This window comes from Chryseobacterium limigenitum (genome assembly GCF_900114875.1).
Taxonomy (GTDB): Bacteria; Bacteroidota; Bacteroidia; order Flavobacteriales; family Weeksellaceae; genus Chryseobacterium; species Chryseobacterium limigenitum.
The window spans coordinates 27,510-45,503 of sequence record NZ_FPKW01000002.1 but is presented as its reverse complement, the minus strand read 5'-3'; the positions used below and the strand labels follow the sequence as shown (position 1 = coordinate 45,503).

19 protein-coding genes are annotated in these 17,994 nt (G+C 34.3%); 15 read left to right on the top strand and 4 right to left on the bottom strand.

Annotation, left to right across the window (positions count from 1 at the left end; all coding sequences use genetic code 11):
- Window positions 1-2: 2 nt before the first annotated feature.
- Complete coding sequence (locus BT156_RS02905; RefSeq protein ID WP_228429960.1) at window positions 3-365, top strand: four helix bundle protein; 363 nt, start codon at window positions 3-5, stop codon at window positions 363-365.
- A gap of 33 nt (window positions 366-398) precedes the next feature.
- Window positions 399-740 carry a hypothetical protein gene (locus tag BT156_RS02900; RefSeq protein WP_072407073.1) on the top strand — a complete coding sequence of 114 codons (342 nt, stop codon included), beginning with the start codon at window positions 399-401 and terminating at the stop codon, window positions 738-740.
- A gap of 65 nt (window positions 741-805) precedes the next feature.
- On the opposite strand, the gene BT156_RS02895 is transcribed toward BT156_RS02900, so the two are convergent.
- Window positions 806-1,291, bottom strand: coding sequence for an SRPBCC family protein (locus BT156_RS02895; RefSeq protein WP_072407070.1), 486 nt, complete (start codon window positions 1,289-1,291; stop codon window positions 806-808).
- Between the two features lie 200 nt (window positions 1,292-1,491).
- Here BT156_RS02895 and BT156_RS02890 point away from each other — a divergent pair, with 200 nt between their 5' ends.
- The 12 genes from BT156_RS02890 to fabF all read left to right on the top strand — a co-directional run bounded on the left by BT156_RS02890 (window position 1,492) and on the right by fabF (window position 14,562).
- Window positions 1,492-3,039: a sensor histidine kinase gene (locus BT156_RS02890; protein ID WP_072407068.1), complete on the top strand. Its 1,548-nt coding sequence runs from the start codon at window positions 1,492-1,494 to the stop codon at window positions 3,037-3,039.
- A gap of 88 nt (window positions 3,040-3,127) precedes the next feature.
- Window positions 3,128-3,814: a response regulator transcription factor gene (locus BT156_RS02885; RefSeq protein WP_066753598.1), complete on the top strand. Its 687-nt coding sequence runs from the start codon at window positions 3,128-3,130 to the stop codon at window positions 3,812-3,814.
- 189 nt (window positions 3,815-4,003) lie between these two features.
- Entirely contained in the window at window positions 4,004-5,017 is a 1,014-nt protein-coding gene (locus BT156_RS02880) for a hypothetical protein (protein WP_072407066.1), read from the top strand.
- Window positions 5,018-5,489: 472 nt separating this feature from the next.
- The gene (locus BT156_RS02875) at window positions 5,490-6,092 is read left to right on the top strand and encodes a hypothetical protein (protein WP_072407063.1); all 603 of its coding nucleotides are present in this window, start codon (window positions 5,490-5,492) and stop codon (window positions 6,090-6,092) included.
- Window positions 6,093-6,111: 19 nt separating this feature from the next.
- Entirely contained in the window at window positions 6,112-6,480 is a 369-nt protein-coding gene (locus BT156_RS02870) for a hypothetical protein (RefSeq protein ID WP_072407061.1), read from the top strand.
- A 66-nt stretch (window positions 6,481-6,546) separates the two neighbouring features.
- A complete protein-coding gene (locus BT156_RS02865) occupies window positions 6,547-9,243 on the top strand; it encodes a TonB-dependent receptor domain-containing protein (protein ID WP_072407059.1) in 2,697 nt (898 codons plus the stop codon).
- A gap of 133 nt (window positions 9,244-9,376) precedes the next feature.
- The gene (locus tag BT156_RS02860; protein ID WP_072407057.1) at window positions 9,377-10,246 is read left to right on the top strand and encodes a helix-turn-helix domain-containing protein; all 870 of its coding nucleotides are present in this window, start codon (window positions 9,377-9,379) and stop codon (window positions 10,244-10,246) included.
- A 79-nt stretch (window positions 10,247-10,325) separates the two neighbouring features.
- A complete protein-coding gene (locus BT156_RS02855) occupies window positions 10,326-10,742 on the top strand; it encodes an OsmC family protein (RefSeq protein ID WP_072407055.1) in 417 nt (138 codons plus the stop codon).
- A 252-nt stretch (window positions 10,743-10,994) separates the two neighbouring features.
- Window positions 10,995-11,600, top strand: coding sequence for a TetR/AcrR family transcriptional regulator (locus tag BT156_RS02850; RefSeq protein WP_072407053.1), 606 nt, complete (start codon window positions 10,995-10,997; stop codon window positions 11,598-11,600).
- Window positions 11,601-11,610: 10 nt separating this feature from the next.
- The gene (locus BT156_RS02845; protein WP_072407051.1) at window positions 11,611-12,879 is read left to right on the top strand and encodes an acetyl-CoA C-acetyltransferase; all 1,269 of its coding nucleotides are present in this window, start codon (window positions 11,611-11,613) and stop codon (window positions 12,877-12,879) included.
- 11 nt (window positions 12,880-12,890) lie between these two features.
- On the top strand, window positions 12,891-13,316 hold the full coding sequence (locus tag BT156_RS02840; protein ID WP_072407049.1) for a PaaI family thioesterase: 426 nt from the start codon (window positions 12,891-12,893) through the stop codon (window positions 13,314-13,316).
- A gap of 1 nt (window position 13,317) precedes the next feature.
- Window positions 13,318-14,562, top strand: coding sequence for a beta-ketoacyl-ACP synthase II (gene fabF, locus BT156_RS02835; protein WP_072407047.1), 1,245 nt, complete (start codon window positions 13,318-13,320; stop codon window positions 14,560-14,562).
- A gap of 176 nt (window positions 14,563-14,738) precedes the next feature.
- Here fabF and BT156_RS02830 read toward each other — a convergent pair whose 3' ends face one another.
- The 3 genes from BT156_RS02830 to msrB form a co-directional block, all read right to left on the bottom strand.
- A complete protein-coding gene (locus BT156_RS02830) occupies window positions 14,739-15,119 on the bottom strand; it encodes a cupin domain-containing protein (RefSeq protein WP_072407045.1) in 381 nt (126 codons plus the stop codon).
- A gap of 7 nt (window positions 15,120-15,126) precedes the next feature.
- Window positions 15,127-15,876, bottom strand: a complete 750-nt coding sequence (locus BT156_RS02825; RefSeq protein ID WP_072407043.1) for a murein L,D-transpeptidase catalytic domain family protein — start codon at window positions 15,874-15,876, stop codon at window positions 15,127-15,129.
- A 127-nt stretch (window positions 15,877-16,003) separates the two neighbouring features.
- Window positions 16,004-16,450, bottom strand: a complete 447-nt coding sequence (gene msrB, locus BT156_RS02820) for a peptide-methionine (R)-S-oxide reductase MsrB (RefSeq protein WP_072407041.1) — start codon at window positions 16,448-16,450, stop codon at window positions 16,004-16,006.
- 287 nt (window positions 16,451-16,737) lie between these two features.
- Here msrB and BT156_RS02815 point away from each other — a divergent pair, with 287 nt between their 5' ends.
- The gene (locus tag BT156_RS02815) at window positions 16,738-17,982 is read left to right on the top strand and encodes a DUF445 domain-containing protein (protein ID WP_072407039.1); all 1,245 of its coding nucleotides are present in this window, start codon (window positions 16,738-16,740) and stop codon (window positions 17,980-17,982) included.
- Window positions 17,983-17,994: the final 12 nt, after the last annotated feature.

The window sequence follows — 17,994 nt, the reverse complement described above, 5'->3', positions numbered from 1 at the left end:
AAATGATGGATAGTGTCGATTATAACAAACTTTTCGCTTCAAAAACAAAGCAATTAGCTGTTACAATTATTCAGGAATTATCTAAACTTCCTTATCAAGAAGCTTTTGCCGTAATTAGAAAACAAATATATCGTTCGTCTACATCAATGGCAGCCAATTATAGGGCGATGTGCAGAGCTAGATCAAAGGCAGAGAGATTTTCTAAAATATCCATCGTCATAGAAGAAACAGACGAAACATTATTTTGGCTTGAAATGCTAGAAGAACTCAATTATGTTCAAAACGAAATTTTATTAGATTTAAAAATTAAAACTGAAGAAATCTTAAAAGTGATTTCTTCATACCGAAAGATGTTAAAAGCATAGCTTTTATCATTTATCAACTATCATTTATAAATTATGATCAACGAAGCTGAATACTGGAAAAAAGTAGAACAATTTTTCGAGGACAACTTTGAGACTGAAAAAAATCCGCCAATCGAGACGATATTATTTCTGATTGGTCTTCAGGAACTTGGAAGTGGCCAACAAAAATACACGAAAGACGACAAATTAAACATTCTTCATATTGCGGTTTGCAGATTATTAGAGCCTTTTGGTTACTATAAATTCACGCATTACGAAGATGGATGGCCTCATTTTGAAAAACTGGAAGGACTGCCAGAATTAAAGCCCAATGAACAATCATTGCTTATGAAAAAAGCGGTTATTCAATATTTTCAGGATGAAGAATTGATATAAAAATAAAGCTTGGATAATTTTTTCCAAGCTTTTTACTTTTTAAACCATCAAGGTTGGGGTTCAAATTATTTTAGAATTTCCTCAAGCTGGTTCAGACCCATTTTGAAACCTTCTTCAAAACCCATTTCCAATTGTTGCTTTATAGCTTCCGGTGACGTAAAATGAATATTGACAGTCACTTTTGTACCTTCTTCCACACCCGTAAAACCGAAAAGCCATTTTGATTGTGCAAAATCTTGATTAATGTTGCCATTTTCATCGCAGAAAGCATCAGTTCCGTCAAAACTTCTATGCTCCATGATTTCGCCATATTTTGCCTGAGCATAATGCCTCTCTCCTTCCGGACCAACCATTGAGTACAGCCAAATTCCACCTTCCTTAAAATCCTGCTCTTTTGTTTCGCATTTCCATGGTTTTGGAGCCCACCACTGATCCAATAATTCAGATTTTGTAAAATAATCCCATACTTTTGACACATCTGCACCGAAAATTTTCATTACATAAACTGTATTAGAATCAAAATCTTTGTTAAAAATGATATTAGATTTCATAAGTAATTATTTTTAACAAACTTAATATATTATTCTCTGACAAGGCTTTTCCTATGGCAAGTATTTAAAAATTTATAATAAAATGTTAAAAAACGTAGTTTTAAGAAAAATTACACAATTTTTTGGCTCGTTTTTTGTTTATGAAGTCTTAAAACAATTAATTTTAACATTCATAATTCCAAAATTTTTAAAATAAAATAATGAATAATAAATTCATCCCAATAATTTCAGTGTTTATGACGATCTCACTGATCGTCTTCGTTACGCTCCAATTTTATTGGTTGAAAAGATATTATAATGTCCTAGAGCAAGACTTTTCGAGCAAAGTATATACTGCCTTAGAAAGTACCGCCAAAAGCGTTACCGAAATTGAGATAGAAAAATACATGAACGAGAATAATAAAAACTTCCGAAATAATATTCTTGCCAACAATAAACAGCCTTCTTTAACCACTATTCAGCAGGTTGAAGATTCCGGTACCCAAAGACAGATTATTTATTCTAAAAATATTATTGAAAGAAACCAGCTTCCAATCTCTCAAAGTGGAGATTCTATAAAATGGACAACACTTTACAGCGATGAAGCGGCCTATAAAATAAAAAGAGACACCACAAAACCCCAACAGCTTACCTCAGAACTCAATAATGAAATTGAAAACGGAGATTATACCATAAAAGAATTTGCAAAAATTTACGGGAATAATCTACCCATCACCAAAAGAGTTGATGATAAAGTGCTTGATTCCATTATTTCAAAAGAACTTAAAATAAGAGGAATTTCAGCAAAATTCGGGTACGGGATTACGGATAAAAACAACAATCTTACAAGCATAGTCAACAAAGATTATAAAGATAAAAAAGACAATACACCTTACACCTACCCTCTTTTTACGGACAATAAAGAACGTACTTTATACTCTTTGGCTTTAGTTTTTCCTAAAAAAGAATATTCTTTGGCGATGAACAACTGGCCGATGCTTTTAGGAACTTTCCTTTCGTTACTAACGATTTTGGGAATTTATATTATTTCCATTAATTATATGATGAGGCAGAAAAAATTGGCGGAAGTAAAAACAGACTTCATCAACAATATGTCGCATGAATTCAAGACTCCTCTGGCAACAATTTCGGTAGCAACAGACTCTTTGGCGAATGATAAAATTGCCACCAATCCTGATAAGGTTAAATATTATTCAGAATTAATAAAACAGGAAAATCTGAGGATGAAAAAACAGGTAGAAAATGTTCTCAACATGTCTAAACTGGAGAGAAACGAAGTAAACCTATTCCTAAAAGAAGCCAACGTAAGAGAATTAATAAAAAGAACTACAGAATCATTTAACCTAATTGTAAAACAAAGAAACGGTTCATTGACGCAAGAGTTCAACGCAGAGAAATATATTTTTAAAATTGATGAATTTCATATTTCAAATATGCTGGTGAATTTATTGGACAATGCCAATAAATATTCTCCGGAAACGCCTGAAATTCATGTAAAAACAAGAAACGAAGGTAATTTCTACGTCATTGAAATTTCCGATAAAGGAATGGGAATGGAAACCCAGAATAAAACGAAAATTTTCGACAAATTTTTTAGAGAAGAAACCGGAAATATTCATAATGTGAAAGGACAAGGTTTGGGACTTTCCTACGTTAAGAAAATTGTAGAACTGCATAAAGGACAGGTTATTGTAGATTCTGAGAAAGAATCGGGAAGCACATTTACGATCAAGCTTCCAATGAGTTAAAAAAAATAAATAATAAGTGATTATTGATAAGCGATCTGCTTGAATGATCATTTATCAACGATCATTTATAAATTATAAAATATAAAATATGAGCAACAGAATATTATTAGTAGAGGACGATCAGAGTTTCGGCGCAGTGCTGAAGGATTATTTAACGATTAATAACTTTGAAGTTACGCTGGCTGTAGATGGAGAACAGGGATTAAAAGAATTTACAGAAAACGAATTCGACATCTGTATATTCGATGTCATGATGCCTAAAAAAGACGGATTTTCATTGGCCGAAGACGTAAAAAAAATCGATAAAAATACACCAATCATTTTCTTGACAGCAAGAAACATGAGAGAAGATATATTGAAAGGATATCAATTGGGAGCTGATGACTACATCACGAAACCGTTTGATACTGAATTACTTTTATATAAAATCAAAGCAATTCTTCAAAGAAGTTCGACATTGGAAAATGAAGAGCAGGAGCAATTTAAGATCAGCAATATTTTCTTTGATTCTATGTTGAGACAATTGAGAGTTGGCGATAAAGAATACAAACTTTCTCCAAAAGAAAATGAGTTGTTGAAACTTCTCTGTATCCACAGAAACGACTTCATGCCAAGAGACTTAGCATTAAGAAAGATCTGGAAAAAAGAAAACTACTTCACCGCAAGAAGTATGGACGTTTACATCGCAAAACTTCGTAAATTATTAAAAGATGACGAAGGATTGGAAATTATCAACGTTCACGGAGAAGGATTCAGACTTTTAGTTAAGAATTAAAACCAGTACTTTATATTGATCATGGTATTATGATTTGAAAATCATATATATATTATAAATATCTCTGCTTAAGCGGAGATATTTTTTTTCGTAAATTAAAATTTCAATATCATATTAATTAATTTTTCACAAAACTGTAACAAATTTAAATTTTAGCTGACTAATTTTTTCAAAAATATAAATACAGTTATGAAAAAATTACTATTACTGCAGGTTCTTTTTCTACTTGCTCTACAGCTATTCAATGCACAGTCAATCACATTTATTTCAGAAAAAAACAACAAGCCTTTATCGAAAGTTTCAGTCTTCGGAAAAAACGGAAACCTTATGACTCAGTCTGATATTGACGGTAAAATAGATAAACAAACCTTAAATCCACCACAGGAAAAGTATGACATTGTTTATAACAATATTCCGGTGACCACTCTTTCATATTCAGATTTTGATAAAGCTATCATAAAAATAAATGATCAGATAAAAGAAATCCAGGCGGTTGTTATCAGCAAAAAGCCCGCGAAATACTTATACATGAAAGGAAACTTCAACACCTATGTAACGGTCAACAATAGACTGAATTGTTACGCTGACGGAGTTGTTACATACATTTTTGATAATAAAACGAAAAAGCTAAAAAGCACCAATATTGAACAATATAGAGTCTATACACTGATAGATCCCAAAGAAGAAGAAAAACTGGTGGCATCATGGGATTTTCAAAGCGACATGGAAATTCCTGATATTAAACATATTGGAAATTTAGAAAAATACAATGTACATTATCCCGACACTAAAGAATTAAAAGGAGATTACAAAGATGAAGTGGAAATGACAGATAAATTTCTCCAGAAGAAACCGCTTGCTCTATTCGGCTTCCGTATTTTTGACATGAGAAATGTATTAAATATTTCTTATGAAAAAGACTCAAAAAAAACGCTCAAGGACTTTCTAGAGTATAACGAGCTAAATTTCACAAAAATAAAGCATAAAAGTGAGCAAGATTTCAGCGTTGTTGTTGATTATAAAAACTTTTACCCTACCGATATTTCGTTTAGTAATGAAGATGATATTCAAAATGTAAGATTTGATAGAGATAATAGCAATTACAAAACTCAATATTGGCAGAACCCGTCATTTCCAAATATGCAAAGCGTTTTCAGTTCATATTTTAAAGACGATCTGAAAGAAAAAGAAAACAAAAAATAATTATCCACTCATAAACACACAATGAAAAAATTTATTCACGAAATAATCGATTCTTTAAGAGCCCGACAGATATTAAGAATAGAAAACTGGACTTTATCAAAATGGTTATGCTTTTTTAATTGATTTAATATGCTCTGCAATTATCATATCATTAACAGCTCTTTTGGGTAGCAATGCTGTTCCTGTAAACACAGATGTGCTGTATATCACCAGAACACATTAAGGTACCTAATAATTACCTCTATTATTTTAGCCCCATTAATTGAAGAGATCATATTCAGATTACCTTTGAGGTATAATAAATTTTATGCTCTTTTTATCGGCAGAAAAAAATGGAATATCAAAAAAAGAATTTATAAAAATACTGAACCAATACGATGAAAAAGAAGATTAACTTCAAAATAACATTATAAATATAAAATTAGCAAAACAATTAAAAATGTTTTGCTAATTTTGTTTCATACGATTGGTTATGAAAAATACAGTTTTTGGCTTTATCGCTATCTCGATACTTACTATTTCCTGCAAAAAGGACGAAAGAGCAACATATATAGAAGAAGAGGCAAGCGTTCAGTCGAATGCAGTTGCTAGTTCACCTCAAGCATCCCTTTTAGATCAGTCCGGAATTTCCAGCCAAAACGCAACAGCCATAGCATCCGGAATCAATCCTGCCCACGGACAGCCCGGTCACAGATGCGACATTCCTGTCGGACAGCCTTTGAATAGCAAACCTGCACCGACAGCTCAAAATACACCTGTTAATAACGTTCCAAATGCAGTTCAGATCGATCCAAATACTTTACCGGCAGGGCAATTTGTTGTTCCGGACAAGAAACAGGTTAAAACAGCGCCAGGAATGAATCCTCCACACGGAGAAACGGGGCATAGATGTGACATTCCTGTTGGACAGCCTTTAAACAGTAAACCAGCGCCGCCAGCTACACCAGCCAATGTAGTCCAATCTACTCCGGCGCCTCAACAGGCTCTTGCGGTTGGTGAAAAACCAAAATTGAATCCTCCTCATGGAGAGCCTTTTCACAGCTGCTCATTAAAAGTGGGAGATCCTTTGCCATAATTTTTGTAAATTTGCACTCGTGAAGCTAGTTCAGATTTTGACAATCATTTTCTGCCTTGGGATTTTTTTGATTCCCAAGGATAATTTCTATGCTCAGGCTTCACAGGAAACTTGCTGCAAAAAAGAGTCTAAATCAAACGATTGCTGCAAAAACCACCACACTTCATCAAAAGATAATCATTCTAAAGAAAGCAAATCATCTTGTAATGATGACTGCTGCACTTTTTGCGTGTCTTGCGCACCATTTTTAGAAATCACTTCTTCTAAAAATTTATTGCCTTTAGATTTTTTGAATTTTAATCGTACTAAAAATTTACAGTTTCAATATTCTGATCCTTATGTTTCAGATCGTTTAAAAGATATCTGGCAGCCGCCTAAGCTGGGTTAATTATCTATCAAATAGTTCATTATTTTATGATGAACCGATTTTTAATTAATCTAAATTTTAAACAAAATGAAATTATATATTTCCAAGGTAATTCTTGGTGCATTCTTGCTATTTACCCAAATTATTTTTGCTCAGAATCTTTCTAAAAGTCAGTTTAAAGTTAAAGGAAACTGTGAAATGTGTAAGGAAAGAATTGAAACAACCGCTAAAAAAGCAGGCGCAAAAGAAGCTCGATATTCTATTGATTCTCAAACCTTAACCTTAGAAACTGACAACAACATTTCAACTGATGAAATTTTGAAAAAAGTTGCCGGAGCGGGACATGACAACGAAAAATTCAAGGCATCAAATGAGACGTATGAAAGTCTTCCCGGATGTTGTCATTATGAAAGAGATCTTCAACAATCAACTGCAGAAGTCCACAATCATCATCACAAAAAAGAGAATGAATTTTATGTAAAAGGAAACTGCGCATCTTGTAAAGCAAGAATTGAAAAAGCAGCCAAAGATGCAGGTGCCAATTCTGCGGACTGGGATGCAGAAAAACAGACCGTTACATTAGATTTTGATCCATCAAAAACCTCAGCTGACAAAATTTTAAAGAAAATTGCAGACGTTGGTCATGATAATGAAAAGTACAAATCTAGCGACAACACTTATAAAAACTTACCCTCATGTTGCCTGTATGACCGAGAAATCGCTTTAGGAGAAAAGAATCCTAACGTACATTATGAAGAGGGCACAACATCTGAACATTCAGAACACGCTGATCAAAATGCCTCAAACGAAAACCATGAAAGTCATGACAATCATGAAAAACACATTGAAGGCGTTGTTGTAACAGGCGGAAAAGCCGCAACTTCTTTAAGCAAAAAAGAAGCTGGGTTGGTTTTTAATATTGATAAAAAAGAATTATTAAAAGCAGCTTGCTGTAATTTATCCGAAAGTTTTGAAACCAATGCCACGGTCGACGTTTCTTTCAGTAATGCGGTTACAGGAACAAAACAGTTGAAAATGTTAGGCTTAGATCAGAAATATACGAGTTTAACGAAAGAATTATTACCCGAAATTAGAGGCTTGGCTTCTGCATATGGATTAAGTTTCATTCCCGGAAGATGGATCGAAAGTATTCAACTAACCAAAGGAGGAAGTACCGTTACCAACGGATACGAAAGCATTACAGGACAGATCAATACAGAACTTCTAAAAAATGCTAAAGAACCTGAAACTTCATTAAATCTTTTTTCTGATTTTAACGGAAGAGCCGAAGCCAATATTACAAACGTTTCCAACATTAATGAAAAATGGTCTCAAACATTTTTACTTCACGGAAACGGAACTTTCGGCAATACCGATATGAATGATGACGGCTTTCTTGACCGTCCAAAAGGAACGCAGATCAATGCAGCTTATTTATTGAATTATAATGATTTAGAGAAGTCAGGTTTCGGTTCGCATTTTGGAATTAATTTCATCAAAGACGAAAGAACGGCAGGACAAACTGATTTCAACAAACAATTGGCTCAGGACAAACAAACCGCTTACGGAGTGGGAATTGACATTTCAAGATTTCAGGTTTGGAATAAAACAGGATATGTTTTCAGAGGAAAACCTTACCAAAGCTTAGGCTGGATGAACCAATATGTTTATCATCAGCAGGACAGCTTTTTCGGCCTTAGAAATTACTCCGGGAAACAGCAGACGTATTACTCTAATTTAATTTTTGAAAGTATTTTAGGGAATACCAACCACAAATATAAAGCGGGTGCAAGCTTTATGTATGACGGTTATGACGAAACATATCTAGCAGATAATTTTAAGCGTAACGAGATCGTTCCCGGAATTTTTGCTGAATATACCCTGACCGGATTAAAATATACTTTAGTTGCCGGAGCCAGAGCCGACTTCCATAATTTGGCAGGAACTCAGTTTACGCCGAGATTGAATTTTAAATATGATTTCACTCCACAGACTATTTTGAGACTTTCTGCGGGCAGAGGTTTCAGAACTGCGAATGTTTTTGCTGAAAATCAACAATATTTTGCATCTAACAGAACTATCCAGATCTTACAAAATAATGGAAGCATCTATGGTTTAAAACCTGAAATCGCTTGGAATTACGGGGTAAGTTTACAACAGGAATTCAAGTTATTTGGAAGAAAATCTTCGATCATTGCTGATTTCTTCAGAACAGATTTCCAGAACCAGGTTTTGGTAGATCTAGACCGTTCACCTCAACAATTGACTTTCTATAATTTGGAAGATAAATCTTTCGCCAATTCTTTTCAGACGCAGTGGGATTTTACGCCTTTCAAGAATTTCGATGTGAGATTAGCCTATAAATATTATGATGTTCAGGCGGATTATCTTGATGGAAGAAGAGAAATTCCTTTCATGGCAAAACACAGAGGTTTCGTGAATTTGGCGTATGCAACCAACAAGAATAACAAAGGTGCATTCTGGAGTTTTGACACCACTTTAAACTGGGTCGGAAAACAAAGACTTCCCAATACATCAAGCAATCCTGAAGAATTTCAATTACCAGCCTATTCAGAATCTTATGCGGTGTTGAATGCTCAGATTTCAAGAAATTTCAACAAAAAGATCAGAGCGTATGTTGGGGGTGAGAATTTAACCTCTTATTACCAAAAAAATGCCATCGTTGATTTCAAAAATCCGTTCGGAAATTATTTTGACGGCGGAATGGTTTACGCTCCAATTATGAAAGCTAATTTCTATGTTGGATTGGATGTTACATTCTAGGTTTGAGAGTTTGAGAATTATAGAGTATGAGTGAAGTAACAAAACTCATTCAAATTAAAATATACAAGCATGATTTCAATAATTTAATATCTTGAAATCATGCTTTTTCGTATCTTTAAGGTAAACTAAAAGCATGTCACAAACTCTACTTTTTGAAGATAATTACAAGAAATTCGGCCTGAATATATTTTCCAATGAAAACCTTGAAACCATCAGCAAAATAAAGTCTCAACCCTACATCAAAATACTTTTTGTTCCTGCAGGCTATGAACTCACTGTAGATTTCAATCATTATACAACACAAGCCCCTACTCTATTTTTTCTTACCTATCAATATTTAGATATTAAAAATGGAAATTCTGAAGCTGCTTCTCTTCTCTATTACAACCGAGATTTCTATTGCATCCAAATTCATGATAAAGAAGTAGCCTGTGACGGCTTGCTTTTTCATAATATTTTTGAAATCCCCAAAGTTGATCTTGATGATTCTGAAACAATTATCATTAAAAATTTATTTCAAAATATCAAAGAAGAACTTGAATGGAAAGAATCTTCCGGCGAAGAAATGATAAGAACGTATTTAAAACAGATCATCATCCGCGCCACCAGAAAATGGAAGAAACAGAATCTGGACAACGATACTGTAAAAATTCCAAGCAATGAATTGGATGTTTTCCGAGATTTCAGCAGACATCTCGAGATCCATTTCAGAGAGAAGCACAATGTGGCTGATTATGCAGATTTACTTCACATCGCTCCGAAAACATTAACTCATAAATTTAAAAGCTTACATCTGGATTCTCCCAATCAGTTTATTATCAACAGAATTTTACTGGAAGCTAAAAGACTATTATTTTATACTGATAAACCTGTAAAAGAAATCGCATATGACTTAGGCTATGAAGATCCGGCATATTTCAACCGACTTTTTACGAATAAAATAGGAAACACACCTGTAAATTTCAAAAAAAATTACACTTCGGGAAAAAAGTACAATATTTAATCCTTTTTATGTATTTATTACACCTAATAACCGCCATACATTTGTAATATCAAAAACAAACAACATTAAATAAAACATTATGAAACGTAACGCAACTGCCGTTTGGAACGGTAACATTAAAGAAGGAAAAGGACATTTAACAACTCAAAGCACAACGTTGAACGAAACTCAATATTCTTTCAACAGCCGTTTTGCGGATGGAGTGGGAACAAACCCGGAAGAATTGTTGGCAGCTGCTCACGCAGGATGCTTTACGATGAAGCTAAGTGCAGAACTTTCTCAGGCTGGTTTTACTCCTGAAGAATTGACTACAAAATCAGTAATCACTTTAGATCCAAACATCGGAAAAATTACAAAATCTGAATTAACTTTAACAGCAAAAGTTCCGGGACTTTCAGAAGAAGAGTTTCAAAAATATGCTAAAATTGCTGAAGAAGGTTGTCCTGTAAGCGCAGCTTTTAATTTTGAAATTACGTTGAATGCTACTTTAGTTTAAAATTAAATTTTTGAACCATTAAGAATTTAAGAGTATTAAGTTCTATATAAAAAGTAGAAAATTTTAAATTCAACATCAATAGGAACGGGCTTTAGCCCGTTTTTTCTTTCAGAGCCAGCAAATTGGCTTTAGCCAAACTTAAAATTTTAATGGTTTAATTCAGTAGATTAAACACAGAATTTATAATTTCAAAAATAAAATATACCAATCGGTATATTTTTGTATCTTTGTGCAATATTTTCATTGAAAGAAATGTCAAAAGCAGAAAAGACAAAACAATTTATTATCGAAAAAACAGCGTCTTTGTTTAACACCAAAGGGTATACTTCTACGTCGCTTTCAGATATTACCGAAGCAACGGGATTAACGAAAGGAAGCATTTATGGAAACTTTGAGAATAAAGATGAAGTTGCGCTTGAGGTCTACAAATACAACTCAGGTTTATTAGGAAAAAGTATGTCCCGATCACTTGGAGACGAATTTTCTACTACTATTGATAAATTAAATGCTTTTGTTAATTTTTACCGTAAAAACTGGAAAATGGTTTTCGAAACCGGAGGTTGCCCATTGATGAACGCTGCAACTGAAGCTGACGACAAATTTCCTACATTGAAGAAACAAGTCACAAAATCTTTTGAGGGTTGGATAAAAAATATATCTGAAGTCATTATTCAAGGTCAGAAAAATGGTGAAATTCATGAAAATATTAATGCTGATGAATTCGCATCGTTATTTATTATGCTTGTCGAAGGCGGGATATTACTTTCCAAAACAACAGGTGACGAAAAATACCTCAATCTCGCTTTAGACAGAATATTATTAATGATTGATAAAGAACTAAAACACCTTCCATCATAAACTTCACAATATGGAAACAAAAAAAGTAGCAATTGTAGGATACAGCAGAATCCCTTTTGCCAGAATGAATACCGCTTACGCAGACAAAGGAAATCAGGATTTACTGCTTCCCGCGCTGGATGGTTTGATCAATCGTTACTGCCTAAAAGGAAAACTTCTCGGTGAAGTTGCCGGAGGAGCGACCATCAAACACATTTCTGAAAGCAACCTCATCAGAGAAACCGTGATGAATACTTCTCTTGATCCTGGAACTCCTGCATGTGACCTTCAACAAGCCTGTGATACAGGAATTGAAGCAACAGTATACATCGCAAACAAAATCGCTTTAGGTCAGATCGAAAGCGGAATTGCCTGCGGTGTTGAAGCCATGAGCAATATTCCTTTTGAATCTTCACCAAGATTAAGAAAAGCTTTATTAAAGGCCAACAAAGAAAAATCTGCTTTCGGAAAATTAAAACAACTATTAAGTCCAAAACTCAAAGACTGGATGCCAATCCCTTACAAAGGTCAGGAACCCAAAACAGGTTTGGTAATGGGCGGTCACACAGAAATTACCGCAAAATATTATCAGATTTCCCGTGAAGATCAGGATGAATTAGCCTTTAAAAGCCATCAAAATATGGCAAAAGCTTATGATGAAGGATTTTTTAATGATATGATCACTCCGGCTTTTGGTTTAGACAAGGATAATAATCTTCGTCGTGATACGAGTTTGGAGAAATTAGCTTCATTAAAACCTGCTTTTGACAAACAAAACGGAACCTTAACAGCCGGAAATTCAACGCCTTTTACCGATGGAGCATCTGCGGTTTTGTTGGCTAGTGAAGAATGGGCAAAAGCCAATAATTTACCCATTTTAGCCTATATCACTTTTTCAGAAGTTGCAGGTATTGAATATGTTGAAAATAAACAAAACCTATTGCTAGCTCCTGTTTTTGCAACAGACAGAATGCTTAAAAAAGCAGGAATGAGTTTGGAGGATTTTGATTATTATGAAATCCATGAGGCTTTTGCCGCACAAGTTTTAGCAACATTAAAAATTTGGGGAAATGATGACTTGGCTAAAAAATTCGGATTAGAAAAAGCATTAGGAAAAATCGACAGAAACAAATTAAACGTAAAAGGCGGAAGTCTAGCAGTAGCACACCCTTTTGCCGCAACCGGCGGAAGAATCATTGGAACTTTAGCAAAATTACTCAATGAAAAAGGAAGCGGAAAAGGATTTATCTCCATCTGCGCTGCTCGTGGACAAGGCGTTACGATGATCTTAGAAAAATAAAAATTGAAAGAATGGACAGATTAGAACAATTAAAACAATTCATCGGAAAGGAATTTACACAATCTCCTTCTCCTTTTATGAAATGGCTCAACCCCATCGTTCTTTCTGTAGAGGAAGGACAGTTGGAGTTTCAATATAAAGTAAGACCAGAGTGGCTGAATCCGATAGGAAATCTTCATGGCGGGGTCACCGCAGCAATTGTTGATGACATCATCGGAGCCACGATGTTTTCCTTAAACGAAAATTCTTTTATCACAACCATCAATAATGTCATAGATTATTTCTCCACAGCAAAAGAAAATGATAATATTGTAGCCGAAACGAAAATCATTAAAAGAGGTAAGCAATTTGTAAATGCACAATGCGAAATATGGAACGCAGACAAGACGCGTTTAATTGCAAGAGGAACCTCTAATCTATTTAAAATCAATAACTAATATGAAAAGAGTTGTCATTACAGGACTAGGTGCAGTTACACCTTTGGGGAATAATGTCGAAGATTTTTGGCAAAACAGTATTAATGGTGTCAGTGGGGCCAACTTAATTACCCATTTCGATACAGAAAAATTTAAAGTACATGTTGCTTGTGAGGTTAAAAATTTTGATCCAAAAGCACATTTAACTCATCAGGAAATTAAAAGAAGTGATTTATTTTCACAATATGCCATGTATTCTAGTGCAGAAGCGCTTAAAGATTCAGGGCTTGAACTAGAAAATATGGATCCGTTTGATACGGGCGTAATCTGGGGAACAGGACAAGGCGGAATGTGGACTTTCGAAAGTGAAGTAATGGAATTCACAAAAGGTGACGGAACGCCAAGGTTTAATCCGTTTTTTGTTCCGAAATTCATTGCCAATATGGCATCAGGAATGATTTCTATGAAATTTGGTCTTCAGGGCATTAATTATACCACTATTTCAGCTTGTGCTACAGGAAATACAGCGATAATGGATGCTTTCAACTATATCAGATTAGGAAAAGCGAAAGTTATTGTAAGTGGTGGTTCTGAAGCAGCTATTACTCCGGCTTCTGTAGGAGGTTTCTCTATTATGAAAGCAATGTCTACCAGAAATGATGATTTTGCAACAGCAAGTCGTCCTTATGACGCCAACAGAGATGGTTTCGTCATGGGTGAAGGTGCAGGAGCGTTAATTCTTGAAGAATATGAGCACGCTAAAGCAAGAGGTGCAAAAATCTACGCAGAATTAGTAGGAGCAGCAATGACAGCTGATGCTTATCACATGACAGCACCTCATCCCGATGGTGTTGGAGCAATTAAAGCCATGCAATTAGCTCTTAATGAAGCTGAAGCGAATATAGAAGATATTGACTATCTTAATCCTCACGCAACTTCTACTCCGATGGGAGATTTGGTTGAATTAAAAGGAATTAATAAATTATTCAAAGGAAGTAAAAACCTTGACATCAGCGCTACGAAATCGATGACAGGGCACTTGTTAGGAGCAGCCGGAGCGGCAGAAGCTATTCTTTCTATAAAAGCAATTGAAAACGGAATTATCCCACCAACGATCAATCTTCATAATATTGATGAGAATATCCCGAAAGAGGTGAATATTATTTTCGGTGAAGCTAAAGAAAAGGATATTACATTTGCTTTAAGTAATGCTTTTGGCTTTGGAGGACATAATGCGACTTTAGTTTTTAAGAAGTTTACTTCGTAAAATTCTCTCGCAGATTAAATACAATGGTTTAGATTCTTCCTTCGTCAGAATGACAAACGTACTGGAAAATCTTAATGAAAAATCTTATTTTAGTTAAAATAAAAAAGCAGTCAAAAATTTGACTGCTTTTTGCATAATACTATTAATTCAGATAAAATTAAATCTGGAATAATCCTCTACTTCGGATCTGGAATAAAAAAACTTTCAGCATTTTCAGCAATTGGAATATATAGTCTTTCCCATTTCTCTCCTTCTTCTATTTCCCAACTATGCCCTTCACCTTCAACATCTTCAGCTAAAAGAATAAATCCGGGCTCAATAAGAAATGTTGAACCATCACTTACCTTAAATCTGACCTTTCCTTTCAAAGTCACTACATATTGCCTTCTTGGAGCCGGATGATCAGCCTTTTCCCATTCCTCAATTTTATTGCTTATCCAAAAAGTGGTTGTATTCATAGGTTTTAAAACAGGAATTTTCCCATTTTCAAACGTACATGTTCCATCAGGATTATTCATTAATCTTACTGCAAAAATAAATTCCGAAGCGTCAATCATTTTAAAGTTATGCTTTTAACCATTCCGATTTTGAAAGATAATTCTGATCGGGATAATAAATGAAAAGGCAATTTCTTCCTTTTATTGTATTAATGATCGGCTGCGTCAGATCTCTTGGAACAGCTGGGCATCCCCAACTTCTTCCGATCCTTTTATGCACTGCTGCAAAATCTTCGCTCACATAATCAGCTCCGTGCATTACGATGGCTCTTTTGTAAGCTGCGTCATTAAAGCCTTTATCCATTCCCAATAATCTTAAAGAATACCCGTTGTCTCCGTTATAAGTAGCATCTGTGATATAAAATCCTAAGCTGCTTTGAAGCGAACTGTTGGTATTTGAAAAGTTGGTGGCAAATTCTTCACCTGTATTCTTTCCGTGAGCTACAAGAGAGTTGAATAATACTTTCTTTTCTTCTGTGTCAATCACCCAAAGTCTTTTCGTGTTAGAAGACATCGAAAAATCGCATACCGTTAATAAGTGAGCATCCTGATTAAGCAAACCAGCTTTCTTTAAATTCTCAAAACCTGTTAAAGCTTTAAAGAAAACTTCTTCGTTAAGTTCGTGCCCCGCTTCAAATGTAATTGATTTGTACAATGCTTCTGATGAAGATACTGTAGTGATTTTTTCAGTTTTAGTGTCGTTTAATCTTTCAATTTTTGTTCTGATTTCATTCTTTACTACCGCTTCTTTTGGAGACAGATAAAATGAAGTCGTAACCATGTAAACAATACCTAATACGCTATAAAATCCTTTCATTCAATATTATGTTAAATTCAAATTAGTAGGCAAATTTATAAAAACATAATTACCAAGCAGTTAAAAATGAAAGAAGTTTAACTCAATTTAAGAAACTTTAACGTCCTGATTTCGTGAATTAAAGACCTCATTTTTGCGAATCCGGGACAAATTCCAGGCTCACGGAATTCATGCAATAACGCAGTCCGGTAGGCTTTGGACCATCATCAAAGACGTGCCCCAAATGCGAGTCACATCTCTTGCAAAGCACCTCTACTCTTTCCATTCCGTATGCTGTATCTTTTTTATAATATACACCTTCTTTATCTGCTTCAAAGAAACTTGGCCATCCGCAGCTGCTTGAAAATTTCGAAGTAGAACGGAATAAATGATTTCCGCAAACCGCACAATAATATTCTCCGGTTTCGTCAAATTCATTATATTTTCCGGTAAAAGCTCTTTCTGTCGCGGCTTCTCTGGCGATGGCGTATAAATCCGGAGCAAGGATCTTTTTCCATTCGTCATTAGAAATATCAAGTTTTGTAGTATCTGTTCTTGAGTAATATGGATTGTTTTTTGCTTCTATATTTTCCATAGGATTAATTTAAATATTTTTTGAGATTAAGCTTAAAAATTAAACCACAAAAGTCACAAAAGCTTTTTAACGCTTTAGAACACTTTAGAACACTTTAGCTCAATAAGTTACTACTTTGAAAATAATATAAGTTCACATAAGAAGAAAATCAAAGATTCTCAAAAACTAATGTGTTCTTCTTTGCAATAAAATTTTAACTTCAAATAACTTAAGTGCTTAATTCTTTTGTGACCTTTATGGTTAGATTAAATATAAACTTCACAACCAAATTTAGTAAATTTGAGAATATGAATGATGAAGCAAAAAGAAAACAGTTAAGAAAATATAAAGCATTTGCCACAGGACTCTTTGTGTTGATGGCCATTGTCTTTATTATTACCACAATTCTCCAAAAATCAAATGATTCTCATTGGATCGGGTATGTCCGTGCTTTTTCTGAGGCAGCAATGGTTGGTGCGCTGGCAGATTGGTTTGCCGTTACCGCTTTATTCCGTCATCCGCTTGGCTTACCGATTCCACACACTAATTTGATTGAAAACAGCAAAGAAAAATTAGGGGATAATTTGGGAAGTTTTGTTGTTTCAAATTTTTTATCACCTCAAAATATACGTCCTTATATTCAAAAATTAAAAGTTTCAAATTTTGTAGGAGAATGGCTTAATAAGGAGAAAAACCAGGAAGTTTTAATTAAAAACCTTTCCGATATTGTTTTAGATATTCTCAACAAGCTGGATGATTCTACGGTAAGCAGTTTCATCAGTAAAAAGGTTTCTGAAATGACAGATGATATTAAACTGAATAAAATTATCGGAAACGGAATCAATTATCTTTTAGACAAAAATGATCATCAGAGAATTATTACCAACCTCTCAAAACAGATCAAAGATTATATCATTGAAAATGATGAAATGATCCAGAAACGTGTAAAAGAAGGAAGTTATTCTTTTATTCCGTCTTTTGTTGACAATAAAATTGCAGATAAGATTGCAAGCGGACTTGCAGACTTTTTCAAAGAAGTGGAAGAAGATACTGAACATGAGATCAGAGCGTTGATCACAAAAAAGATTTATGAATTTTCTACAGATTTAAAAGAAGATCCGAAATGGGAAGATGAATTTAAAGACATCAAAAATAACTTCCTTAAAAATGATAAGCTGGATGAATATTCTAATGACATCTGGTTTTCTATTAAAAAAACGTTGATGAAAGAACTTCAGGATGATGGATCTTCATTAAAAAATTATCTTTCTAAAAACCTGAATGAATTTTCACAAAATCTTAAAACTGACGAAAATCTTCAAAATAAGATCGATCATTGGGTTCGTGTCACCGCTTACAAATATATTCTTAAAAATACCCACCAATTCGGAAACCTCATCAGTTCAACTGTTGGCAACTGGAAAGGGAAAGAATTAAGTGAAAAACTGGAATTAGAAGTTGGAAAAGACCTCCAGTTTATTCGCGTTAACGGAACTTTGGTCGGCGGACTCGTAGGTTTGATCATTTACACGATCTCACACTTCTTCCTCTGAAAAATTTAAACT